Below are 23,903 nucleotides of genomic sequence, written 5' to 3' on the forward strand. Positions count from 1 at the left end.
TCGCCCTTAGCCGGATCGTTATTATTTGCGGTTAGCTACCAGCTGGCCGTGGCCGTATCTGTCTGACCTGATCTAGAGAGACGCGACTGCCGGGGCCGGCGCAAGGCACGGATCATTCATGTCGCTCGTTCTTCACAACACGCTCACCCGCTCGAAGGCGCCTTTTGCGCCGATCGATGCCAAGAACGTGCGCCTCTATGCCTGCGGGCCGACGGTCTATGACCGCGCCCATATCGGCAATGCGCGGCCGATCATCGTCTTTGACGTGCTGTTCCGCCTCCTGCGCCACCTCTACGGGCCGCGCCATGTCACCTATGTCCGCAACATCACCGACGTCGATGACAAGATCAACGCGCGCGCCAAGGAGCGCGGCATCTCGATCCGCGAACTGACCGAGGAAACGGCGGCGGCGTTCCATAAGGATGTCGATGCGCTCGGCACGCTGCGCCCGACCGTCGAGCCGCGGGCCACCGAACACATTGCTGAGATGATCGCGCTGATCGAGAAGCTGATCGCCAACGGCCACGCTTATGCGGCGGAGGGTCATGCGCTCTTCAACGTTCCGTCGATGAAGGATTACGGCAAGCTTGCCAACCGCACGCTCGACGAGATGGAAGCGGGCGCGCGGGTGGAAGTTGCGCCCTATAAGCGCGATCCGATGGATTTCGTTTTGTGGAAGCCGTCGGAGCCCGATCTTCCGGGCTGGGACAGCCCCTGGGGCCGCGGCCGTCCGGGCTGGCATATCGAATGCTCGGCCATGTCGTGGAAACATCTCGGCGAGATGTTCGACATCCATGCCGGCGGCATCGATCTCGTCTTTCCGCATCATGAAAACGAAATCGCCCAGACCTGCTGCGCCTTCGGCAACAAGGTCATGGCCAATGTCTGGCTGCACAACGGCTTCCTGCAGGTCGAGGGCGAGAAGATGTCGAAATCGCTCGGCAACTTCACGACCATCGGCGAACTCCTTGCCGACTGGCCGGGCGATGTTATCCGCCTTGCGATGCTGTCGACGCATTACCGCCAGCCGATCAACTGGACGGTGAAGAATCTCCAGGACGCCGAAAAGGCGCTGGCGGTGTGGTTCGAGGCGGCCGGCGGCAATGCCGAGTCGCGTCCGGCGCCTGGCGTGCTCGAAGCTTTGCTCGACGATCTCAACACGCCGAAAATGATCGCCGAAATGCATCAGCTGCGCGGCGCGGCGGGACGCAAATCGCTCGCCGGCACGCTCGATTTTCTCGGCTTCCGCCCGGAGGCGTTTGCCGAGTGGCGCAAGGCCACGGCGCCAGAGCCGTCGATCCCGGTTGCCGAAATTGAATCTCTGCTCGCCCAGCGTCTTCATGCGCGCAAGGCGAAGAATTTCGCCGAGGCCGACCGCATCCGCGACAAGCTCTCGGCGCAGGGCATTCTGATCAAGGACAGCGCCGAAGGCTCGACCTGGGAGGTTGAACGATGAGCGGCTTCATGTCGGGCGGCTGCCAATGCGGCGCGGTGCGTTTCCGCGCAGCGATCCCGCTCGGCCGCGCCTCGCTGTGCCATTGCCGGATGTGCCAGAAAGCGTTCGGCGGATTTTACGCACCTCTTGTGAGCGTAGGCGAGGGCGGGCTCGCGTGGACGCGCGGTCAGCCGTCCTGGTTCCAGAGTTCAAACCATGTGCGGCGCGGCTTCTGTTCCGCCTGCGGTACGCCTTTGGCCTATGACGCGCCGGTCGGGCTGAACATCGCCATCGGCGCCTTCGACGAGCCGGAGAAGCTCGCGCCGGAAATCGAGTTCGGCACCGAGGGCAAACTCTCTTACACTGATCGCCTTCATCTTCTGCCGACGCGGCAAACGCCGGGCGGCGCGGTCGGTTATCTCGCAACCATCGTCAGCAATCAGCACCCGGATCATGACACGCAGTCCTGGCCGCAGGAGCGCGAACAATGAGCCGCGAACGTCTTTATCTCTTCGACACGACCTTGCGCGACGGCCAGCAGACGGCCGGCGTCGATTTCGCGCTTGAGGAAAAGCTCATCATCGCGCGCGAACTCGGCGCGATGGGCATGGATTATATCGAGGGCGGGTTCCCCGGCGCCTCGACCACCGACACCGCCTTCTTTGCGGAAGAGCGCGATTTCGGCAAAGCGCGTGTCACCGCCTTCGGCATGACGAAACGCGCCGGCCGCTCGGCGTCGAACGATCCGGGTCTGCAGACCGTGCTCGCTGCAAAATCCGATGCGTTCTGCTTTGTCGGCAAGAGCTGGGACTACCACGTCGAAGTCGCGCTCGGCGTAACGCTTGATGAGAATCTCGCCGCCATCCGCGATACGATCAAAGCCGCGGTCTCGACCGGCCGCGAGACCATGATCGATTGCGAGCATTTCTTCGACGGCTATAAGGCCAATCCCGATTACGCTTTGTCCTGCGCCAAAGCCGCTTTTGAAGAAGGCGCGCGCTGGATCGTGCTGTGCGATACGAATGGCGGCACGCTTCCGCATGAAGTCTTCGCCATCGTCTCGGAAGTAAAGAAGCATATCCCGGGCGAAAGACTCGGCATCCATGCGCATGACGATGCGGGCTGCGCGGTCGCGAATTCTCTCGCCGCGGTGTCGGCGGGCGTCCGCCAGATCCAGGGCACGCTGAATGGCCTCGGAGAGCGTTGCGGCAACGCCAATCTGATTTCGCTGATCCCGACGCTGAAGCTGAAACCGGAATTTGCGGACAAGTTCGAGATCGGCATTTCGGACGACGGGCTGAAAAACCTCACCCATATCTCGCGTCAGCTCGATGAGATGCTGAACCGCAATCCGAACCGCCATGCGCCCTATGTCGGCGCCAATGCGTTCGTGACCAAAGCCGGCATCCATGCCTCGGCGATCCTGAAGGATCCGCGCACCTATGAGCACATCCCTCCGGAAGCGGTGGGCAATCGCCGCCGTGTGATGGTGTCCGATCAGGGTGGACGCTCCAGCCTTCTGGCCGAACTCGAGCGTATCGGCCTTCAGGTCAACAAGGACGATCCGCGTATCGCGCGCCTGCTCGACACCGTGCGTGAGCGTGAAAATGCCGGCTATGCCTATGACGGCGCGGAAGCCAGCTTTGAGCTTCTCGCCCGCCGCGCGCTCGGCTCGGTGCCGGATTACTTCGATGTGGACAGTTTCCGCACCTCGGTCGAGCGCCGCCACAATGCGATGGGCGAACTCGTCACCGTCTGCGAAGCGGTGGTGAAGGTGACGGTGAAGGGCGAGGCCCGCATGTCGGTCGCGGAAGGCAACGGCCCGGTCAATGCGCTCGACGTTGCGCTGCGCAAGGATCTCGGCATCTATCAGCCTTTCATCAACGATCTGAAGCTGACCGATTTTAAGGTCCGCATTCTAAACGGCGGCACGGAAGCGGTGACGCGCGTCACCATAGAAAGCGCAGACGACAGCGGCGATGTGTGGACGACGGTCGGCGTGTCGCCGAACATCATAGATGCGTCCTTCCAGGCGCTGGTCGACTCGATCACCTACAAGCTCGTCAAAAGCGGCGCGCCGGCTCCTTAGAGCGCAGCGAGTTCCAGCCAGCGCGTCATCACGGTCTCGGCGAAAGAGACTTGGCTGTCCTGCAGGGTGCGAAGGTCCTCGCGCACTTTCGGCCGGTCACGCGCGACGAGCGGCGTGATGCGGTCTCCGGTGCCGGAATGGCGGCTGCTCCATTCTTCGACAATGTCGGGCGTGACCTCGAAATGGCACTGAAAGCCATAGGTCGCATTCCCCATTCGGAAAATCTGATGTGGCACCGCCGCGCCGCGCGCCAGAAGAACGGCATCCTGCGGCAGGTCGAACGTATCGCCATGCATTTCGAACAGATCGAGCTCGTTATTGAGCCCCGAGAGCAGGGCGTCCTCTTTGCCGTCTTCCGTCAGCGTCAAACGGGCAAAACCGTATTCGACGGGCCCCTGATAAACTTTGCTGCCGAAAGCGTGCGCCAGAATCTGCGCACCGAGGCATGAGCCGAGAACCGGCCGGTTCGCTTCATGGAACGCATGGACGAGCGCGGCGACCGCATCGAAATAATCGCGATAGACGGGATCGTGCACCGACATCTCCCCGCCGAACAGGATCAGCGCCGCATAGCCTTCCGCCTCAGGCAGCGGGCCGGAGCCGCGATTCCACCAGTCGAGCACCGCGCCTTTCTCTTCCGCCACGCGCGCGATCGTCCCGGCTTCGGCATAGGTCATGTGCGCGCTGCTGTTGATCGCCAGAATTTTCACCCGCGCCATCCTCCGCTGCGCTGAACGGCTTCGCTGAAACGCCGCGCGCGCAACTCCGCCGCCTGGCGATCTGCGGAAGGCGCGTATTCGGTGATCTTGTCCTCAATCACGATAGTCTCTCCGAAGGCCGATGCGGCAAGCCCGGCCGCCCCGAACGCGGTGCGTTCAGCGAAATTGCTGCGCGCCACGGTGCGTCCCAGTACATCGGCCAGAAACTGCATGAAATAGGAGCTTTGGCTGAGCCCGCCATCGACGGCGATCGTATCGCCGATCGGCTCAAGCATATTTATCGCGGCGACGACCTCCGCGGTGCGGAGCGCAATCCCCTCGATCATGGCCTGCTGGAGATCTGACCGCGTGGTCGCGCCGCTCATGCCGAGCCAGAGTGCGCCGGCCGAGCGGTCCCAATGCGGGCAGGCAAGGCCGGAGAGAGCCGGCACGAAAACGAGATCGCGGTCGATGGCGGCCGGAGCGTCGAATGTGTCGAGATCGGCGACGTCGTTGATCAATCCGATGCGCATCCCCCAATCGACCGCAGCTCCCGCATCGTAGACGCCGCCATCGACCGCATAGATTACAGCGCCCGCCTTTGCCCAGGCCACGGTCGGCACAAGCCCCTTATCCGCGGCGCGCACGATATCGGATCCCGTGATCGCCAGCGCGAATGCGCCCGTGCCGAAGGTAATCTTGGCGTCACCCCGCACGCGGCATCCATGCCCGTACAGAGAGGCCTGCTGGTCGACGACCGACGCCGATACAGGAACACCGTCGACGGAGCCGAACATGCCGGCGGTGTCGCGTATCTCCGGCAGGCATTCGAGCGGCACGCCGAAAAACGAGCACAGAGCGGGGTCCCATTGCCGTGTGGCAAGATTCATCAAAGATGTCCGGGAGGCTGTCGAAGCATCGGTTGCGAACACACCGGTCAGCCGGTCGAGAAAGAAGGCGTCGGTTGTTCCGAACCTGAGCCTCCCGGCGCGATACGCGTCCCGAACATCCGCATTGTGCGCGAGGAGCCATGCAAATTTTGACGCCGAGAAATAGGCATCGAAAGGCAGTCCGCTGCGAATGGCCATGTCCGCCGCATCGCTGCGGGCGGCGAGCAAAGCGACGTCATCCGCCGTGCGGTTGTCCTGCCACACAATGACCGGAGAGAGCGGCTCGCCGCTCACCGCATCCCAAGCGAGGCAGCTCTCGCCCTGATTTGCGAGCCCGATGGCATCGGCCGGGCCGCAGGCTGTTATGCAGGCCCGCACATTGGCAAGAAGTTCATTCGCGTCCTGCTCGACCCATCCCTGCGGCAGATAGGACTGGGCGTGCTTGACGGTGTGCGCTACGCGCGCTTCGCTCGTCTTGGTGTCGACGACGAGCGCGCGGGTCGAGGTCGTTCCCTGATCGATGGCGATCACACGCACAGGCTAGTCCTCGATTCCGATGACGATATTCCCGCCCGCCTGCGTGAGGTCCGGGACCGGCAAAAGGAGCCTGCGTTCCGGAAAAAGGGCTCGGCGGCGGCTCAATGTTCTTTTTCCCTTGTCTTCGGTTGCGAGGCGCCCGCGCACAGGTTCGGTCGCGCGAAGCTGGAGCTGCTTCAGGCCCGTTCCGCCGCGCACCAGACGCTGCGGCACGACATAAGCAATTCCCGGGCCGGGATGTACGGACGCCACGGTCCCTTCCGGAAGTTGATCCGAGAGACTGATCGCGAGGAACCCTGCCAATCGCCGTGCTTCGGCCCAGCACCAGCCGGCTGTTTCGACAGGATGCAATAGGTTGCCTGCGGCGAAGATGCGCGCATCGCTGGTGCGGCCGAACTGGTCGATGACGGGTCCGCCCGTTCCAGGATCGATCTCGAGGCCAGCGGCGCGGGCAAGGCTCGCTTCCGGCGTGAAGTGGCCGCTAATTGCGATCCCGTCGCAGGCAAGGTCCATCTCGCTTCCATCGGCGAGGACCAAACGGACACCCTCGACACGCTTTTGCCCATGGATATCCGCAATTCTTACGCCGCAGCGTACCGGCACGCCGAGGAGCCGCGGCAGGAACATAAAACTCGCTCGCGCCAATGGCGCCGGGCGTTCCTCGATCATCATAACCGGGCGGGCGCCGAGCCCGCGGCAGGTCAACAGCGAGGAGAGGGCGACGAGTTCGGAGCCGAGGATGAGCGGGCGGCGGAACGGAGCGAGGCCTTTCTCCGCATAGGACTGCAGCGCGCCGGTGTTGAGAATGCCGAGCGGCCGGTCGCCGGTGAGAAACCGCGCCGCACGGGTTTTCTCGCGCGTTCCGGTCGCAAGCAGAATCCTTTTGGGTTTGAGGCGCCTTACCCCGGTGTCCGAGGTCAGCGCGACCGCGAGATCGCCGTTGCGTTCGATCCCGACGACCGTCGTGCCGAGCCGGATCTCCGCCCCCATATTCGTGGCGCGCTCCGCAAGCGCCCGCGCATAAGCGGGCCCGCCGAGAACGCGACGGAATTCGCGCATGCCGAAGGGTGAGTGGCGGCAATGGCGCGGTACGCCCCCGGCGGCTGTCTCGCGCTCGACGACGATGACGCGGCCGGCGCCGAGCTGTTTCAGGCGCGCCGCCGCGGCAAGGCCCGCCGGGCCCGCGCCGATAATGAGAACATCGCAGACCTCGATCATGCGACGGGATCGATGGTCAGAGGAGTTTCGAAATACCCGCGTGTCAGCTCGGCGATGCGGGCGTGGCAGCCGAACCCCTGACAGCGGCCCATGGCGCAGCGTGTCCGGCGCCTCAATCCGCCGAAATCGCGCGCCGGCAGGGGGCCCGACAGCGCGGCTTCGATCTCACGTCGCGTCACGAGTTCGCAATGGCAGACCATCTCGCCATAGCCGGCTTGGGACCAGTCGCGCGGCAGATGCTCTGCAAGGTTCGGCATCAGCGGCAGATGCTGTTCGGGCAGGGGAGGCGCTGCGCTGCTGTCGTACATACGGTAAACATGCCGTGCGATGCCGAGCGCCGCGGTCATGCCCGTCGAGCGTATGCCGCCAACAGTAATCCACTGGCGCTCGGGCTTCGCCGCGATGCGGTAATGCTTCTCTTCGGTCGCCGGGCGCAGGCCCGCATAGACCGCGGTGACGCCGATATCCTTGAGCGGGGGAAGCATGTCGATCGCGCGCCGGACGAGTTCCCGCAGGCTCGCCTCATCGGTCGTCGCCCGGACACGATCTTTCTGCTCCTCGGCCGTCGGGCCGACCAGCACATTGCCGAACGCCGTGCGGCAGAGAACAACGCCTTTGGTGCGCTCGGTCGGCACCGGAAGAATGATGGTGCGCAGGAAATCTGCGGCCGCCTTGTCGAAGACGACGAACTGGCCCTTACGTGGGCGGATTTCGAAATCCGCCGCACCAAGCAGCAGCTTATCGATCGCATCGCCGTAAAGACCGGCGCAATTGATCACGGTTTTAGCCCGCCGCTCGCCGGTCGATGTCTGCAGCGTCCAGATCTCGCCGTCGAACGCGCCGCCCGTGACTTCGCTCGAAAAGGCGATCTCGGCGTCATGCGCCTTGGCCTGAAGAAGATAGGCAAGAAAGGGCGACCAGGGATCGATGATGTGCTCGCCCGGCACGAGCAGCGCGCCGAGCGCGCGGCCCGACAGATGCGGTTCGTGCGAGGCGATCTCAGCCGGTGAGATCAAGCGGACATCGCCGATCCCGTTCGCCCGCGCCTGATCGGCGATGGGCCCGAGCGCCGCAAGCTCCGCCTCCGTCCAGGCGATCACCATCGCCCCGGTTTCGAGCAGCGGAAGATTCATCTGTCCGCGAATGTCGAGATATTCGGCATAGCCCTCCTGCATGCAGGCGAGCTCGAGGCTGCCGGGCGGCGCATCGAAACCGGTGTGAAGGATCGCGCTGTTCGCCTTGCTGGCGCCGGAGAGGAGATCGGCTTCCTTTTCGAGGACAAGAACGCTGGCGCCGTGCAGCGCAAAGCGGCGCGCGACCGCGCATCCGACCGCTCCGGCTCCGATCACCGCGATGTCCGCAACGCGCATAAGCCCCCCCAACACCGCGACCAGCCTCAACCCTCTTGACTGTTCGGTCAATAGGAATGACTGTTCGGGCATTGGAGGGCTGGGGTGACGCCGGAAGACCGCCGAAACCGGATAGTCGAACTTGTTCGCGCCCGCGAACGGGTCACGGTCGATGCGCTCGCCGATCTCCTCGACGCCTCGCGCGAAACCATCCGGCGCGATTTGTCCGAACTCGATGCCCGTGGCTGGCTGCGTAAATTCCACGGCGGCGCCAGCCTTCCGGAGCCCGGTCTCTACGGCCGCTCGGAAGAGGGGCCGTTTAGCGAGCGCATGCGGCAGAACACGGCAGCAAAGCGCGCCATTGCGCGGCGGGCCATTTCTCTGTTCCGGCCGGGCGACAGTCTCTTTATCGACACCGGCACGACGACCTTGCTGTTCGCCGAGGAAATCGCGCGCTCGCGCGATCTGACGGTGATCACCAATTCCGCGCAGATCGCTTCGCTCGTCGCGCGCGGCGAGGGCAATTCGGTTTTCCTGATCGGCGGCCGCTACCGCGAAGCCGGCGCGGAAAATCTCGGCACGATGGCTGTGGAGCAGGTGCGCCGCTTTCATGCGCTGCATGCCGTGCTGACGGTCGGCGCCATCGACGAAAGCGGCATATCGGATTTTGACGAAGAGGAGGCCGAACTCGCGCGGGCCATGATCGAGCGCGCGCGGCGGGTGACGGTACTCGCTGATGCGTCGAAAGTCGCATGCTCCAGTCTTTTTGCCGTCGCGCCGCTGCCGGGCGTGCACCGGCTCATCACCGATGCCGCGCCGTCTGGTGCGATGGAAAAGGCGCTCGTTTCAGCGGGGGTTGACGTTGTTCTCAGTTCCGAAGGCGGTGCGGCATGAATGCTGCACGGCACACGGTTTGTGAGCGTGAGATAAAAGTGGCCCCGTCTTTTTCTGCAGAAGCGGTGCTTTCTGATAGGGCCAATCGGGTCGAACCTTCATGCGCCCCCGACAGTGCGGGTGTTGGAAGGAGACCAGAATGAGCGTGGATTATTCGAAGGGCGCCGCCTACATGAACGGCGTCTACGTCCCGATCTCCGAGGCGAAAATCCCCGTCGGCGATTGGGGCTTCACCCATTCGGACGTCACCTACGACGTCGTTCACGTCACCGATGGCGCGTTCTTCCGCCTCGAAGACCATCTCGACCGCTTCCATAAATCGCTGGCCGGCTATCGCCTCAATCCCGGCGTGACGCGCGATCAGATGCGCCACATTCTCGGCCGCGTCGTTGCGCTCTCCGGCCTCGAACGCGCCTTCGTCGCTATGCTGTCGACCCGTGGTGTGCCGCGCATTTACGGCTCGCGCAATCCGATGGATTGCGACAACACGTTCATCGCCTATGCGGTGCCGTGGGTCGATGTCATCAAGCCGGACGTGCAGGAGCGCGGTGCGCATCTTATCGTCGCGTCCGTTCCGCGCATTTCGCCGAAATCGCTCGATCCGACGCTGAAGAACTATATGTGGCGCGATTTCACGCGCGGCATGTTCGAGGCGCACGACAAGGGCTTCGACACCGCGATCCTTCTCGATCAGGAAGGCTTCCTGACGGAAGGCTCCGGTTTCAACGTTTTCATCGTCAAGGACAAGAAGGTCATCACGCCCGATCGCGGCGCGCTCGAAGGCGTCACCCGCAAATCGGTGCTCGACATCTGCCCCGAGCTCGGCCTTGAGCCCATTATCGGACCGATCACCTACGCGGATTTGATGGACGCCGATGAGGTGTTCACCGCAACGACCGCCGGCGGCGTCATGCCCTGCGCCCGCGTCGACGACCGCATCTACGGGAATGATCGCCCCGGACCGATCAGCGCCAAGATCAAGGAAACCTATTGGCGTAAGCACAAGGAAGGCTGGCACATGACGCCGGTCAATTACGCGGACGCCGACAACCCGTTCAAGGTTGCGGCGTAACACGAGGACAAGGGGGCGCAGGGCGGCATCAGACCGTCCGCGCCGGGGAGTGCACAAAGACGGGCCCGTGGGAGAAATCCCGTTACCTTTTTGGAGGACGTGGCCATGACAGAATTAAAGTGCAGTTCGCCCGACGCTGCGGCCCCGTCCGCATCGTCCGTCGACCGTCGTTCGGTGCTGAAGACGATTGCGGCCGGAGCCGCGACCGCCATCGCAGCCCCCTATATCCGCACAGCTTCCGCAGCTCCGACGACGCTGCGGGCTCTGATGTGGGAAGTCTACGCCGTGCCGGAAGTGGTCGGCGCGTTCGAAGAGAAGCACAAAATCAAGTTTGCGCCGACCTTCTTCGACGGCAATTCGGAAGCCTATAACAAGCTCCGCGTCGGTGGCACCAAGGATTTCGATCTCGTTCAGGCCGACGGCTTCTGGCCAGGTCTGTACTTCCGCGAAAAGCTGATCCGCGCGATCGACTATGCCAAGATTCCGAACACCGCCAAGGTCTATCCGGTGTTCAAGCCCGATCGTTACAAGCTTCTGAGCGATGAAAAGACGGGCGAGAACTTCGGCGTCACCTGGTGCTGGGGCAGCTACGGCACGACCTATGCGACGGCCGGAATGTCGAAGGACAAGGTCGGCAGCATCGAATGCCTGTTCGATCCGGAGTTCGCCGGAAAGCTCGCGACCAGCGCGCGCTTCGAGGAAAACATCGCGCTCGCGGGCATTCTCGTGGCGACCAAAATGGGCACGAAAGACAAGCCGCGTCCCGACGGCAAATCCTTCAACCCTTACGTCCTCTCCGATGAAGAGCTGGCCGAAGTCGAAAAGCTGCTGATCAAGCAGAAGCCGCTGCTTCTGACGCGTTATCAGGACAACACGACGCTGCAGCAGCTGCTCGAAAGCGGTGCGATCGTTGCCGCTCCCGAATTCGCGCAGACCTATCGCGTTCTTGCCCAGAAGAAGGACAAGGGCGAGATCGCAACCGAATTCGCGCATCAGCTGGTGCCGAAAGAAGGCGGTCTTGGCTGGGTCGATACCTGGCTCGTGACATCCGGCGTGAAAGACGGCGCTCAGCTCGAGCTCTGCTACGACTTCATGAACACCTTCCTTGCACCGGAAAACATGAAGAAGATCGGGCTTATCGCCGGCTCGTCGTCGACGATCGATGTCCGCTCCATCTCGACACCGGAAGAGCAGAAGCTCTTCCTCATGGACCGCACCGAGGAACTGGCGACCATGTATCAGTTCGACCAGCCGTCCTCGACCGAGAAGTGGGAGCGCGTCTGGTCGCGGATGCAGGCTGCCTGATCGAGCATGGACAACGCGCCCCGGCCGCTATGTGGCCGGGGCGATTTCCGTCTTTGTCTCTGAGGAATAATGTGTGTCCTACATAACCCTTGACGGCGTTTCCAAGCAGTACGGCAATGTATGGGCGGTCGATCGCGTCAACATGGCGATCGAGAAGAAGGAGTTCGTCTCGCTTCTCGGACCCAGCGGTTCGGGCAAGACGACCCTGCTGCGCATCATCGCCGGTCTGGAAAAGCCGACCCAGGGACGCGTCCTTATCGATGGCGAAGATGTGACCCATCTGCCGCCGCATCTGCGCGGCGTTGCGATGGTCTTTCAGGAATTCCTGCTGTTTCCGCATCGCACGGTTTACGAGAACCTCGCTTTTCCGCTGCGCATGCTGAAGTTGCAAAAGGGCGAGATCGAAGCCCGGGTCGAATGGGCGCTCGGCATTCTTTCGCTGAACGGTCTCGAGAAACGTTATCCGAACCAGCTCTCCGGCGGCCAGCAGCAGCGCGTCGCGCTCGGCCGCGGCCTTGTCGGGAGGCCGAAAGTTCTTCTGCTGGACGAGCCGCTCGCCAATCTCGACCGCGAACTGCGCCAGGAAATGGAAGTCGAAATCCGCAAGCACCAGTCCGCGCTCGGCATCCCCTTCATCTATGTCACGCACAATCAGGAAGAAGCGCTCAGCATGAGCGACCGCATCGCCGTCGTCCGCGGCGGGCGGATCGAGGATTTTGCGGCGCGCACCGATATCTATGACCGGCCGAAGACCGCCTTCATTGCGCAATTTGTCGGAAGGTCGAACCGGTTTGAGGGCATCGCCGCGCTGCAGAAAAAGCAGCTCGCACTTCGCGGCACGGGCGTTGTCATCGAAACCTCCGCCCGCGATGCGATCGCGGAGGGAATGACGGCCGCCGCCTATGTGAAGAACGAGAAGATCCGCCTGCGGCCGGCGGAAAAGGGCGCCGATGGCGGCGCCAATACGCTCTTTGCCACCATCAAGCATGTCATTCTGCGCGGCGCCTATGCCGAATATCTCCTGACCTGGAAAGGCGGCGAGATCATCGCCAGCCGCCCGCGCAGCGAAGTCGAGTTCAAGGAAGGAGCCGAGGTCGTCGCGTTCTGGACGGGCGAGGATGTCGATGTCTTCCCGGCGGAGAAATCCGCATGAAGGGACGCTTCGCCCCGGCGATCTTTCTCGGCATTCCTGCCGTCTTCCTGATCGCGCTCTTTGTCCTGCCCCTGATCTCGATGCTGGTCTTGAGCGTCTGGCGCACCGAGAACTATCACATCATCCGGGATTTCAATTTTCACAATTACCAGGTGATCGCGATGGAGGGGGCCTACATGACCTTCCTCATCCGCTCGCTCGTCATGGCGACGGTCGTGTCGATCATCTGCACAGTAATCGCCTGGCCGATCGCTTATGGCATCATTCTCTATGGCGGCCGCTACCGGCTTCTGTTCACGCTTGCCTTCGCCGTGCCGTTTTTGACCGGCGAAGTCCTGCGCGTCATCGCTCTGCAGGGCCTGCTTGGACCGCTCGGACTTCTGAACGGCGTCCTGATGTCGCTTGGCGCCGCGCCTCTGCGCGTCATCATGTATACGAGCACGGCCAGTGCCATCGGCCTCATCTACCTTTATCTGCCGATCGTCGTGACGGTGATCTATCTGTCGCTGCTGAATTTCGATCAGCGGCTCATCGACGCCGCGAAGATCTTCGGCGCGCGGCCGGCGCGTGCCTTTTTTGAAGTGACATGGCCGCTCAATCTGTTCGGCACGCTGATCGCCTTCGCGCTCTGCTTTATTCCATGCCTGTCGGCGACGCTTGCGCCGCGCTTTCTCGGTGGGCCGAACGGCACGCTCTACGGCATGGCGATGGCGCAGCAATTCGGCGAAAGCGGCACCTGGGCGCTCGGCGCGGCCATGGGCGTTGTCCTGTTTGCCGTCTCCGTTCTTCTCGTCGTGATCGTGGCGCGCACCGTCGATCTGCGCCGCACCGGCTTTACCGGGTTCGGGAGAGGCTGATGCGCTTGAAACTTGGAAGGATCAAATTCGGCAAGATCGCGCTGCTGACGACGGTTGTCGCCTCCTATCTCTTTCTCTATCTACCGATCCTGCATATCGGCCTCGCCAGTTTCGCGCGCAATTACAATTTTCCATATCCGCCGAAATGGTCGTTCGACGTCATGACGCGGCTGTTCTCGAATTCGCTGTATCAGACGGCGCTCGGCAACAGTCTTTTGATCGGCTTCTTCTCCGCGCTTCTGGCAACCGCGCTCGCGGGTCTTGCGACCATCGGGCTGATGCGCCATGCCGGACATCGCACGCTGTTCTATCTCGCGCTGTTTGTGGCGCCGCTCTTCGTCGCGGAGGTTCTTCTCGGCATCGCTTCGCTGATTTTCAACGGCCTGTTTCTCGGCCTGCAGGGCAATCTCGTCTCGGCGGTGCTGGCCAATGTCGTGCACTGCTTCAGCTATGCGCTCCTGATCATCGCGACGCAGCTCTATCGTTACGACTGGCGGCTCGACGATGCGGCCATGGTGTTCGGCGCAACCCCGCCGCGTACATTTTTCGAAGTAACGCTGCCGTTGATCTGGCCGGGCCTGCTCGGCGCGTTCGTCGTTACTTTCATCATGGCGTTCAACAATCTCGAAATCTCGTTTTACCTTCTTGGCGCGACGCCGACGCTGCCGTCGGCCGCCTGGGGCGCCTTGCGCTATGGCGTCAAGCCGGAGCTCTACGCGCTGGCAACCTGCGTAAATCTCATTGTTTTCCTGATCCTTGCGGTCATGTTCGTGCTGATGAAAACGGGCGCCGTGACGTTCGGTCATCGCCCGGAGCGCGAACGCAGCGCGGTCTGAGGCTGGCGTGAAACTTGCGAGATCACGGCGTAACCCGGTCACCGAGGACGCCGTGCACCTTCTGGATTCACTTGCCCTGGATATCGAAAAGCGGCCCGATGCGCCTTTGCACCGGCAGCTTTACGACCGGCTTCTGGACGAGATTTCGGCCGGGGCGATCAAGCCCGGCGAGAAGCTGCCCTCGACCCGCGATCTCGCAAAGGTTCTCGGGGTCTCGCGCAACACGATCCTTCTCGCTTTCGACAATCTGATCTCCGAGGGCTTTCTCGAGCCGATGACGGGCTCGGGAACTTATGTGGCGCGCGAGCTTCCCGATCAGCTGACCGACAAGGCGCCGGCCCGCATCAACCCCGCCATCAAGGCGGCCGGCAGTCTCGACCGCTCGTTCACGTCTCCGTCCGGCTTCACCAATGTTCCGGCGACCTTGCGCCATATGCGCCGCCCGGTGACCTTCCGCGCCAATTTCCCGGCCGTCGATATGTTTCCGGTGCGCCGCTGGGCGTCGCTCGCATCCGCGCTCTACCGCGATCTCGACGCCGATACGGCGGGAGAGCTTCTCGGCGAGAGCGATCCGCAAGGCTATGCGCCGCTGCGCGAGGCCATTGCCGAACATGTCGCGTGTAGCCGCGGCCTCAGCTGCGGTCCGCATAATGTCGTTATCTTCGCGGGCGCGCAGCATGCGATCGATCTCGCCTGCCGCATTCTTCTGACGCCGGGCGAAGATGTGTGGTGCGAAGACCCGGGATATGACGGCATCTACGCATCGACGATTGCCGTCGGCGCAAATCCGATTCCGATCCCGATCGATGCCGAAGGGATCATCGTCACTGACGGCATCGCCCGCGCGCCGGATGCGCGCCTTGCCTATGTTTCGCCGTCCAAGCAATTCCCGCTCGGCATGGAGCTCAGCCTCGAGCGCCGCCATGAATTGCTGCAATGGGCGAATGCCGCGGGCGCCTGGATTCTCGAAGACGATTACGACAGCGAGTTCCGTTATGCGGGCCGCCCGCTGCCGGCTCTACATGCGCTCGACCGGGAAGGGCGTGTTCTGTATTTCGGCACGTTCAGCAAAACCCTGTTTCCGGGCCTACGGCTCGGCTACGCCATTATTCCCGATGCGCTGGTCGAGGCTTTCGTTTCGGCGCGCTCCGTCGTCGGACGCTTTTCACCTATGCTGGAACAGGCGCTCGTCGCGCGCTTTATGGACGAGGGGCATTTTGCGGTGCATGTGCGCCGTATGCGCCGTCTGTACGCGCGGCGGCAGGATTATCTGCTGGATTGCATTAGGCGCAAGCTCGGATCCTGGCTGACCGCTCAGCCGACAAACACCGGAATGGAAATCATTGCGCGTCTGTCGCGCGGCCTCAGCGGGCGCCATGTTGCGGAAATGGCGGCGCGGCGCGGATTGGAGGTTCTGCCTCTATCGGCACTTGCCCGCGATGCCGAGGTCGATCATCTGATCACGCTCGGCTTCAGCGCCTTCTCCGAAAAGCAGATCGAGGCGGGCTGCGACGTGCTGAGCGAAGTCTTCGCCGCGATAGAAGCCGCGGCCTAAGCGGATAATCGAAAGTGTCGTTGTAGACCGATCAGCCGGTCCGTCCTGCCGACGAAGGGGAGCCGCCTGTCGTCACATACTGTTTACCACGTACGCCGATACGATCTTCTGCACTTGTTTACCCGCCATCCGGTAGCGTTCCTTCAAGGCAGTCCGGAGCCTGAAGATGGCGGCGTTTTTCGCACAGCAGATGGACTTCATTTTCTTCTTTTATGGGCTCGCCTTCGTCCTTTTGGGCGCGTCCTGCTGGGCGTTCGGGACGCGCGGTCACGGAGGCCGATTCTGGCTGGCGATTGCTGCTTTTGGCTTCCTTCACGGGGCGCTGGAGTGGTTGGATCTCACGGCACTTATCATTGACGACAGCCCGCTGTTCGCGTCCGCGCGAACGGTCCTTATGCTTGCATCCTATCTTGCGCTTCTGGAGGCGGCCCGCAGCTACGCTGTCGAGAATGGCGCCCGAGCGCCGCCGCAATGGGCTGTGCTGCTACCGGTCATTCCGATCGCGTTGATCGGATATTTTGAAGGATCGGTATTGGCGGGAATTGCGACGCGCTACAGCGTCGGTTTCATGGGGAATCTGGCGGTGGCTCTCGTGCTGCTTCGTCAGCGCCGCCAGACAAAAGGTCTCGAGAGGATTTTTTTTACCGCGGCAGTAACCGGCTTTGTGCTTTATGCCATGGCGACGGGCCTGGTCGTGCCGGCGGCCGGAATATGGCCGGCGGATATACTGAATTACGATTCTTTTGCGGGCGTGTCGGGGATACCGATCCAGCTCGTGCGCGGCGTGATCGCCTGCTGGATATCCTTCTCCGTCTGGGGCATCTGGGGCCAGAGAGCTGCCGAGCAGCTGGAGTCGCCGCAGTATACGCGCTATGTGGCGCAGCAGTTCACCGCCACTCTTGTAGCCATGACCATGATTCTGGGATGCGGTTGGGTACTTACACAATATCTTGGTGAGATATATAAGCGCAACGTCGAGAGAGCGGCTCGTGGCGATACCGAGCTGATTTCCGGGCGTCTCGGGAGTGAGATCGCGCGGACAGAGGGCATGGTCGATCTGCTCGCGCGTTCCTCCGCCATTGCCGGCGGCTCGCTCGGCGCGGCACGGGATGTTTTGCAACGCCATGTTCGAGCCGCGGACGCCTCGGCCGGCTATTTACTCGACCCGTCCAGAAGTATCCGTCTTGCCGTCACTGCCTCTGGTTTGGCATTGCCGCCGGGTCAGCCCGGACCGCCCGCCGCGACAGGGGGGATGGTGGTCTTCAATGGCGCGGCTCGGCGCCTTGAATACCATGTCGAACGCGTCCTGCCAGACGGCGGATCGGTCGTCCTGCAGCGCGCGCTGTCCTCGCTCGAATCCGACCTCAATCGGTTCGATGGCACATATTTCATAGCCGACGCACAAGGGACGGTCCTGTCTTCCAATCGTTCCGACCTGCGTCTGCGGCAGCTGTGGCCTTCTTCGAAGAGCGATGCGGGTTCGATCTTTCCGCAGATAATTATGGGCGGAGCTTGGACGAAGCTGGCCGGGGAACGTGTGTTTGCGTACCAGGAGGCGACGAACATCGACAACCTGTCGCTGGTTATCGTCGAACCTAGCCGGGAAATTTTCGCGACGCGTCTTTTGGGAATCGTCATTACATTCTTCGCGTCGTTGACGGCCCTTGTTTACATTCTTGGGCGCGAGAGAGTGGTTCGTGATGCGGTGCAGGCAGAAAAGCGCCTGTCCTTGCAGGCCACCGCTCAGGAGTTGCGGGTGAAGGCCACGACGGACCCCCTTACAGGACTGCGTAACAGGCGTCAGTTCAACCAAGCGCTGGGGGAAGAAATCCTGCGTGCGAACCGCGAGAACACTCCCCTGTCACTCGGTATCTATGACATCGACCACTTCAAGGCAGTGAATGACAGGTATGGACACGCCGCTGGGGACGAGGTTCTCGTCCAGCTTGCGCGGCGCGTTCGCGAACAGGTGCGCGAAAGCGATCTTCTTGCGCGCTGGGGTGGTGAAGAATTCGTGATCCTTCTACCCGGAGCCAGCATTGCCAGGGCTGCGGAAATTGCTGAGAACATCCGCAAGTCGATCGCAGATGCTCCCGTGCGCGGAGGCATCTTCGTTACAGCGAGCTTTGGTGTCGCCCAATATCGCCCCGGGGAAACCGCAACGCAGTTTCTCGAGAATGCCGATCTGGCACTTTACCGTTCGAAATCCGAAGGCCGGAACCGGGTTACGGTGGGGGAAAACGGCCAATCCAGTTCGTCCGCGGCCTGAGAGCGCCGCGCCTCGGGGCGAGTCGGCCCCGGGGCATACCAGCCGGGATGTTTGTCATTACATCTTCCCGAGCGGCGTTCCGGCGACGGTCTTTTTCGGGCGCTCGCCAGCCTCCAGAATATCCTGCGCGGCTTTTTCGAGCTCCGGCAGAACGTCCTCGATCCGGTCGGCGATGAGATAGGGCACCCACAGCGTTTCGCGGATGAACGAATGCGCCGTCATATGTTCGAGCATCGAGAGCAGGGGCTCCCAATAGCCGCCGATATTGGCGATCATGATCGGCTTTTTGTGCTGGCCGAGCTGCGCCCAAGTGAGCTGCTCGACCAGCTCCTCCAGCGTGCCGATGCCGCCGGGCAGAGCGACGAAGGCGTCGGCCTTTTCGAACATCAGCCTTTTGCGCTCATGCATATCTTTGGTGACGATATGCTCCTGCGCTTCTTTCAGCATGAACTCCCGGTTCTGCAGGAAATCCGGGATGATGCCGGTGACATGACCGCCGTGCTCAAGCACGCTTTTGGCGACCGTGCCCATAAGGCCCATGCCGCCGCCGCCATAGACGAGGCCCACTTTATTTTTCGCGAGATCCTCTCCGAGGGAGAGGGCGGCTGCTTCGTGACGGGGGTCCCGGCCGAGCCCGGACCCGCAATACACACACACTGATTTGATCAAACCCATGATCTTGCTCTGTTTTCCTTCTATCTGAGGGGGAGTATACCCTAAAACCGTTACTCCAAATTGTGACCGGAATTCCGCCACTTGATCGTGGTGATTTCCCGGTGAGAATAGGCGCTTAAGGCGACGCCAAGACGTCACCCCCGGGGAGGCTGTAGATATGAATGCGCGTTTGAGCCGGCTAGCCGTGCTCGGCCTCGTCGTGGTGTTGGCGGCGGGGGCGGGAATTTTCGCGCGGCAATATCTTGCCGAGCAGAACGAGCTGACGCCCGATGCGATGCCCGAACAGGCGCCGCTCCCCAAACTCGCAATGCCGGAAGTGCCGGCCCCGGCCGCCCAGCAGCCCGCAGGTCCGGGCTTCGATGTCGTCCGCGTCGAGCCGACGGGCGATGCCATTGTCGCCGGTAGAGCCGCGCCCGGCAGTGAGGTCGAGCTTCTCGCCAATGGCGGGGTGATCGACAAGACCCTCGCTAATGAGGCCGGCGAATTCGTGATCATGCCGCCGCCGCTCTCGCCGGGCAGCCACGAACTTACCTTGCGCACCAAAGAAGCCGCCTCGCGTCAGGCCGTCACCGTCTCGGTGCCCGAGCCCGGCAAGGGCGAAGTGCTCGTTGTTGTCGGCGAGCCGGGCAAGCCGTCCCAGGTCGTGCAGGCCGGTGCGCCGCAGGGACCGGGCGCGGGCTTGATCCAGCCGCCCGCCATCGTCGCCGCCGATCAGGCGGCGCCGCTGCGCATCGGTGCGGTGGAATCCGAAAACGGCCGTCTCTACGTGCAGGGTAGCGGTCCGCCGGGCGCCCGCACCGTTATCTATCTCAACGATGCGCCTCTGGCCGAAGCCGAGATCGGCACTGACGGCCGCTGGTCGCTCACCGTCGAACGCGGCCTGACCAAGGGCGATTACCGCGTCCGGGTCGATCAGGCGGGCGAGGCAGGCAAGGTTCTGGCGCGGGTCGAAGTGCCGTTCACGGCCGAAGGGTCGTCGGACCCCGCGTCCTCATCGACCGAGATCGCGGCGGCGCCCAAGCCTGCCTCCGGACCGGAATCCGAACCCCAGACCACGGCCAGCGTGCCGTCCAATCCGGTCGTCGCCCAGCTCGGCACCATCGAGGTCCGCCGCGGCGACAATCTCTGGCGCATCAGCCGCAAAGCCTATGGGGCCGGCGACCGCTACTCGACCATCTATCAGGCCAATTCCGACCAGATCCGCGATCCGGACCGGATTTATCCCGGCCAGATTTTCGTCATGCCGCCCGGCGGCTGACGGCGGGGTCGCGGTTTGATCATCCGCGGCCTATATGAGGGCTGAAACCGCCCGTTTGCAGGACAAACAGACAGAATGAGTAGCCCTTCGACCGCGCGCCCGGCACCGCGCGCGAAAGCCGGCGCCGCGCCGCGCGTCAATGCCGAGGGCGGCGAGTTCTTCCGCGCCTTCCGCGATCTGCAGCCCTATATGTGGCCCGGCGACCGGCCGGACCTGAAGCTGCGCATTGCGCTGGCAATGCTGATGCTGGTCCTGACCAAGCTCATCACCATCGCCGTGCCTTACGCCTTCAAATGGGCGACGGACGCGCTGACCCTGATCGATGGCGGCCGCGAGCCCGCAGCCGATGATGCGTGGATGGCGTTCGCGCTCGGTGCGCCGATCGCCATGGTGATGCTCTACGGCGTCGGACGCATTCTGATGGTCGTCACGGCGCAATTGCGCGACGGTCTCACCGCCGCCGTCGTCATGCATGCGGTGCGGCGCCTGGCGCTGCGCGTCTTCGATCACATTCATCGCCTCAGCCTGCGCTTTCATCTGAAACGCCGCACCGGCGGCCTGTCGCGTATTGTCGAGCGCGGCCGCAACGCCATCGAAACACTCACGCGCACGGCCATGCTGACGGTCGTGCCGACGCTTTTTGAATTTGCGCTCGTCCTCGGCGTGCTGTGGTGGCAGTTCGACTGGCGCTACGTGGCGGTCGTGTCCGTCATGGTTGCCGTCTATGGCTGGTTCACCTTCTCCGCCTCCGAATGGCGGCTCGGCATCCGCCGCGTTTTGAACGAGCAGGATACGGACGCCAGCGCCAAAGCCATCGACAGTCTCCTGAACTACGAGACGGTCAAATATTTCGGCAATGAAGAGCGCGAGGCCGGCCGCTACGACCGCGCCATGGCCGGTTACGAGAAAGCCGCCATCAAGACCTACACCTCATTGTCCTGGCTGAACGCCGGGCAGGCGGTGATCTTCTCGATCGGCTTGGCCGCCTGCATGGCGATGGCGGTGATGGATGTGCGCGCCGGGCAAAACACGGTCGGCGATTTCGTGCTCATCAACGCCATGATGATCCAGCTCTACCAGCCGCTGAATTTCATGGGCTGGGTCTATCGCGAAATCAAACAGGCGGTGACGGATATCGAAGCGATGTTCCGTCTGCTCGGCGAAGATCCCGAGATCGAGGACAAGCCCGGCGCTCCGTCGCTCGTCATTACCGAGGGGCGCGTGCGCTTCGAGGACGTGCATTTCTCCTACGATCCTGACCGCAAGATTCTGAAAGGCGTCTCGTTCGATGTTCCGGCCGGAAAGACGGTCGCGATCGTCGGCCCTTCGGGCGCCGGCAAATCGACCATTTCGCGTCTCCTCTACCGCTTCTACGATGTCTCTTCCGGGCGCATCGTCATCGACGGGCAGGACCTTCGCGACGTCACGCAGAAAAGCGTGCGTGCGGCGATCGGCATGGTTCCGCAGGATACCGTGCTGTTCAACGACACGATCCGCTACAATATCCGCTATGGCCGCTGGGATGCGAGCGAGGAAGATATCGAGCGCGCCGCGCAGATGGCGCAGATCGACACTTTCATCCGGGCCATGCCCAAGGGCTATGACACCGAAGTCGGCGAACGTGGATTGAAACTCTCGGGAGGCGAGAAGCAGCGCGTCGCCATCGCCCGCACCATTCTGAAGGGTCCGCCGATCCTGATCCTCGATGAAGCCACTTCGGCGCTCGACAGCTACACCGAAAAGGAAATCCAGGACGAGTTGGAACAGGTCTCGCGCGGACGCACCACGCTCGTCATCGCCCATCGCCTGTCAACCATCGTCAACGCTGATGAGATCTTGGTTATGTCCGCCGGCGAGATCGTCGAGCGCGGCACCCATTCGGAGCTTCTCTCGAAGCAGGGGCTCTATGCCGGCATGTGGGACCGCCAGCGCGAAGCCGACAAGGCGCGCGAGCTTTTGGCCCGCACCGGGGAGGAGGCCTCGCCAGGCACCGAGCCCACTGACGGCGAAGACGAAGACCCCCATCTCGACAAGCCGCCGGTCATCGCGACGGCGGCGGGAAGCTTGGGGTAGGCGGGTCTGTTCGCTTTCGCTTCTAAGGCGAGAGCGGTCATGCTATCTCCCGCGCCTCAAAAGAGGGCCACATGATCTCGTCCGTCATCGACTCGATCCGCAAATTCATTCCGCCCATCCACCGCGAGGGCTACCCGTTCATCGGCATCGCCTTTGTCGCGGCGCTGATCCTCATGCTGCTGTGGGAGCCGCTCGGCTGGATCGGCTTCATCCTCACGGTCTATGTCGCGTATTTCTTCCGCGACCCGATCCGGGTCACGCCGCTCAGCGGAAATCTCGTGGTGTCGCCGGCCGATGGTGTCGTCACCGCGGTCGATCAGGCGGTGCCGCCGCCGGAGCTTGGGCTCGGCCGTGAAAAGCGCACCCGCATCTCGATCTTCCTGTCGGTGTTCAATGTGCATGTGAACCGCGTGCCGGTCGGCGGCACGATCGAGCGCATATCCTACCGCCCGGGCAAATTCCTCAATGCCGATCTCGACAAAGCGAGCGAGGACAATGAGCGCAACAGCCTCCTGATCAAGACCGGCGATCACCAGGTGGCGGTGGTCCAGATTGCGGGTCTCATCGCCCGCCGCATCGTCTGCTGGGCCAAAGAGGGCGAGACACTCGCCCCCGGAGCCCGTTTTGGCCTGATCCGGTTCGGCTCGCGCCTCGACGTCTACCTCCCGGCCGGGGCGGTTACGACCACCTCTGTCGGCCAGACGGCGGTGGGGGGCGAAACCGTCCTGGCCGACCTGTCCGGTAAGGCTGAATCGATAACCTTCCGGCAGGATTAGCCAATAGGCCGCTTCGCGCGTTAAATAGGGAGAGGGGTCGGCACGCCGGCCCTGCCGTTAAGAGGATGCCCATGGCCGGCCTGTTTTCGCCTTTCGACCCCGACCACGATCCGAAGCCCAGGCGCTTCCGGCCGGTGCCGATCCGCATCCTCATTCCCAATCTGATGACGATCCTCGCCATCTGCGTCGGCCTCACGGCCATCCGGATGGGCATTGAGGGGCGGATGGAACTGGCGGTCTATGCCGTCGTCATCGCCGCCTTCCTTGACGGTCTCGACGGCCGCCTCGCGCGCATGCTCAAGGGCACGTCGCGCTTCGGCGCCGAGCTCGACAGCCTGTGCGATTTCGTCAATTTCGGCGTCGTCCCGGCGGTGCTTCTCTACATCTACACCCTGACCGATCTCGGCTCGTTCGGCTGGGCCGGCGCCATCGTCTTTGCGGTGGCGGCGGCACTGCGTCTTGCCCGCTTCAACGTGGCGCTCGATGCGCCCAAGCCCGATTACGCGCAGGATTTCTTCGTCGGCGTTCCGGCCCCGGTCGGCGCGCTCTTGGTGATGCTGCCGATCTATCTCGGCCATCTCGGCACGCTCAATCTGCCGGCGCTGACCGCCACGGCCTCGCTCATCTACTGCGTGTTCATTGCGCTTCTGATGGTGTCGAAATTCCCGACCTGGTCGTTCAAGAAGTCGGCGTCTCGCGTGCCGCGCGAAATGGTCGTGCCGGTGATCTTCGTCACCGTCCTGCTCGGCGCGGTGCTCGTCTCCTACACGTTCGAATTTCTGATGGTCGGCGTTTTCCTTTATCTCGCGCTGATGCCCGTGGCGTTTATGAGCTATCAGCGCCAGGCGCGCGCCTATGGTGCGAGCATTGCCCCCGAGCAAGCTCCGGATGCACCGCAGCCCGTGCCGGAAGAGGGCGAAGACCGCTCGGACGCACGACTGCATTGAGACTCGCGGCCGCTTTC

Annotated in this window: 20 protein-coding genes; 15 read left to right on the plus strand and 5 right to left on the minus strand. The window is 62.8% G+C overall.

Features of this window, described 5'->3' with window-relative positions; all coding sequences use genetic code 11:
• Positions 1-118: 118 nt before the first annotated feature.
• From cysS to cimA, 3 genes are read left to right on the plus strand one after another with little or no spacing between them, the layout of a single operon-like run.
• Positions 119-1,456 (plus strand): cysteine--tRNA ligase, encoded by a 1,338-nt coding sequence (gene cysS, locus IZ6_RS05670; RefSeq protein WP_222877027.1) that lies wholly within the window; start codon positions 119-121, stop codon positions 1,454-1,456.
• Positions 1,453-1,926: a GFA family protein gene (locus IZ6_RS05675; protein ID WP_222877028.1), complete on the plus strand. Its 474-nt coding sequence runs from the start codon at positions 1,453-1,455 to the stop codon at positions 1,924-1,926. Before cysS ends, IZ6_RS05675 begins: the two co-directional genes overlap by 4 nt.
• On the plus strand, positions 1,923-3,524 hold the full coding sequence (cimA, locus tag IZ6_RS05680) for a citramalate synthase (RefSeq protein ID WP_222877029.1): 1,602 nt from the start codon (positions 1,923-1,925) through the stop codon (positions 3,522-3,524). The genes IZ6_RS05675 and cimA overlap by 4 nt, the downstream gene beginning before the upstream one ends.
• Here the strand turns inward: cimA and IZ6_RS05685 are convergent.
• From IZ6_RS05685 to IZ6_RS05700, 4 genes are read right to left on the minus strand one after another with little or no spacing between them, the layout of a single operon-like run.
• Positions 3,521-4,234, minus strand: coding sequence for a type 1 glutamine amidotransferase (locus IZ6_RS05685; RefSeq protein ID WP_222877030.1), 714 nt, complete (start codon positions 4,232-4,234; stop codon positions 3,521-3,523). The genes cimA and IZ6_RS05685 overlap by 4 nt on opposite strands.
• The gene (locus IZ6_RS05690; RefSeq protein WP_222877031.1) at positions 4,231-5,649 is read right to left on the minus strand and encodes an FGGY family carbohydrate kinase; all 1,419 of its coding nucleotides are present in this window, start codon (positions 5,647-5,649) and stop codon (positions 4,231-4,233) included. Before IZ6_RS05690 ends, IZ6_RS05685 begins: the two co-directional genes overlap by 4 nt.
• Positions 5,650-5,652: 3 nt before the next feature.
• Positions 5,653-6,867 carry an NAD(P)/FAD-dependent oxidoreductase gene (locus IZ6_RS05695; protein WP_222877032.1) on the minus strand — a complete coding sequence of 405 codons (1,215 nt, stop codon included), beginning with the start codon at positions 6,865-6,867 and terminating at the stop codon, positions 5,653-5,655.
• Positions 6,864-8,237, minus strand: a complete 1,374-nt coding sequence (locus tag IZ6_RS05700) for an NAD(P)/FAD-dependent oxidoreductase (RefSeq protein ID WP_222877033.1) — start codon at positions 8,235-8,237, stop codon at positions 6,864-6,866. The genes IZ6_RS05695 and IZ6_RS05700 overlap by 4 nt, the downstream gene beginning before the upstream one ends.
• A gap of 84 nt (positions 8,238-8,321) precedes the next feature.
• Here IZ6_RS05700 and IZ6_RS05705 point away from each other — a divergent pair, with 84 nt between their 5' ends.
• From IZ6_RS05705 to IZ6_RS05740, 8 genes are all read left to right on the plus strand, one after another.
• Positions 8,322-9,110 carry a DeoR/GlpR family DNA-binding transcription regulator gene (locus IZ6_RS05705; RefSeq protein WP_222877034.1) on the plus strand — a complete coding sequence of 263 codons (789 nt, stop codon included), beginning with the start codon at positions 8,322-8,324 and terminating at the stop codon, positions 9,108-9,110.
• Between the two features lie 139 nt (positions 9,111-9,249).
• Positions 9,250-10,182: an aminotransferase class IV gene (locus tag IZ6_RS05710; protein WP_222877035.1), complete on the plus strand. Its 933-nt coding sequence runs from the start codon at positions 9,250-9,252 to the stop codon at positions 10,180-10,182.
• 105 nt (positions 10,183-10,287) lie between these two features.
• A complete protein-coding gene (locus IZ6_RS05715) occupies positions 10,288-11,487 on the plus strand; it encodes an ABC transporter substrate-binding protein (protein WP_222877036.1) in 1,200 nt (399 codons plus the stop codon).
• Positions 11,488-11,560: 73 nt separating this feature from the next.
• Positions 11,561-12,640, plus strand: a complete 1,080-nt coding sequence (locus IZ6_RS05720; RefSeq protein WP_225874014.1) for an ABC transporter ATP-binding protein — start codon at positions 11,561-11,563, stop codon at positions 12,638-12,640.
• Positions 12,637-13,497 carry an ABC transporter permease gene (locus IZ6_RS05725; RefSeq protein WP_222877037.1) on the plus strand — a complete coding sequence of 287 codons (861 nt, stop codon included), beginning with the start codon at positions 12,637-12,639 and terminating at the stop codon, positions 13,495-13,497. Before IZ6_RS05720 ends, IZ6_RS05725 begins: the two co-directional genes overlap by 4 nt.
• The gene (locus IZ6_RS05730; RefSeq protein WP_222877038.1) at positions 13,497-14,333 is read left to right on the plus strand and encodes an ABC transporter permease; all 837 of its coding nucleotides are present in this window, start codon (positions 13,497-13,499) and stop codon (positions 14,331-14,333) included. The genes IZ6_RS05725 and IZ6_RS05730 overlap by 1 nt, the downstream gene beginning before the upstream one ends.
• A 7-nt stretch (positions 14,334-14,340) precedes the next feature.
• A complete protein-coding gene (gene pdxR / locus IZ6_RS05735) occupies positions 14,341-15,888 on the plus strand; it encodes a MocR-like pyridoxine biosynthesis transcription factor PdxR (RefSeq protein ID WP_225874015.1) in 1,548 nt (515 codons plus the stop codon).
• Between the two features lie 166 nt (positions 15,889-16,054).
• A complete protein-coding gene (locus tag IZ6_RS05740) occupies positions 16,055-18,157 on the plus strand; it encodes a GGDEF domain-containing protein (protein WP_222877039.1) in 2,103 nt (700 codons plus the stop codon).
• A gap of 57 nt (positions 18,158-18,214) precedes the next feature.
• On the opposite strand, the gene IZ6_RS05745 is transcribed toward IZ6_RS05740, so the two are convergent.
• Entirely contained in the window at positions 18,215-18,832 is a 618-nt protein-coding gene (locus IZ6_RS05745) for an LOG family protein (protein ID WP_222877040.1), read from the minus strand.
• 157 nt (positions 18,833-18,989) lie between these two features.
• On the opposite strand from IZ6_RS05745, the gene IZ6_RS05750 reads away from it, so the two are divergent.
• From IZ6_RS05750 to IZ6_RS05765, 4 genes are all read left to right on the plus strand, one after another.
• Complete coding sequence (locus IZ6_RS05750) at positions 18,990-20,090, plus strand: LysM peptidoglycan-binding domain-containing protein (RefSeq protein WP_222877041.1); 1,101 nt, start codon at positions 18,990-18,992, stop codon at positions 20,088-20,090.
• 75 nt (positions 20,091-20,165) lie between these two features.
• A complete protein-coding gene (locus IZ6_RS05755; RefSeq protein ID WP_222877042.1) occupies positions 20,166-22,163 on the plus strand; it encodes an ABCB family ABC transporter ATP-binding protein/permease in 1,998 nt (665 codons plus the stop codon).
• Between the two features lie 71 nt (positions 22,164-22,234).
• The gene (locus tag IZ6_RS05760; protein WP_222877043.1) at positions 22,235-22,939 is read left to right on the plus strand and encodes a phosphatidylserine decarboxylase; all 705 of its coding nucleotides are present in this window, start codon (positions 22,235-22,237) and stop codon (positions 22,937-22,939) included.
• 71 nt (positions 22,940-23,010) lie between these two features.
• A complete protein-coding gene (locus IZ6_RS05765; protein ID WP_222877044.1) occupies positions 23,011-23,886 on the plus strand; it encodes a CDP-alcohol phosphatidyltransferase family protein in 876 nt (291 codons plus the stop codon).
• Positions 23,887-23,903: the final 17 nt, after the last annotated feature.

Source organism: Terrihabitans soli (genome assembly GCF_014191545.1).
Classification (GTDB): Bacteria; Pseudomonadota; Alphaproteobacteria; order Rhizobiales; family Methylopilaceae; genus Flaviflagellibacter; species Flaviflagellibacter soli.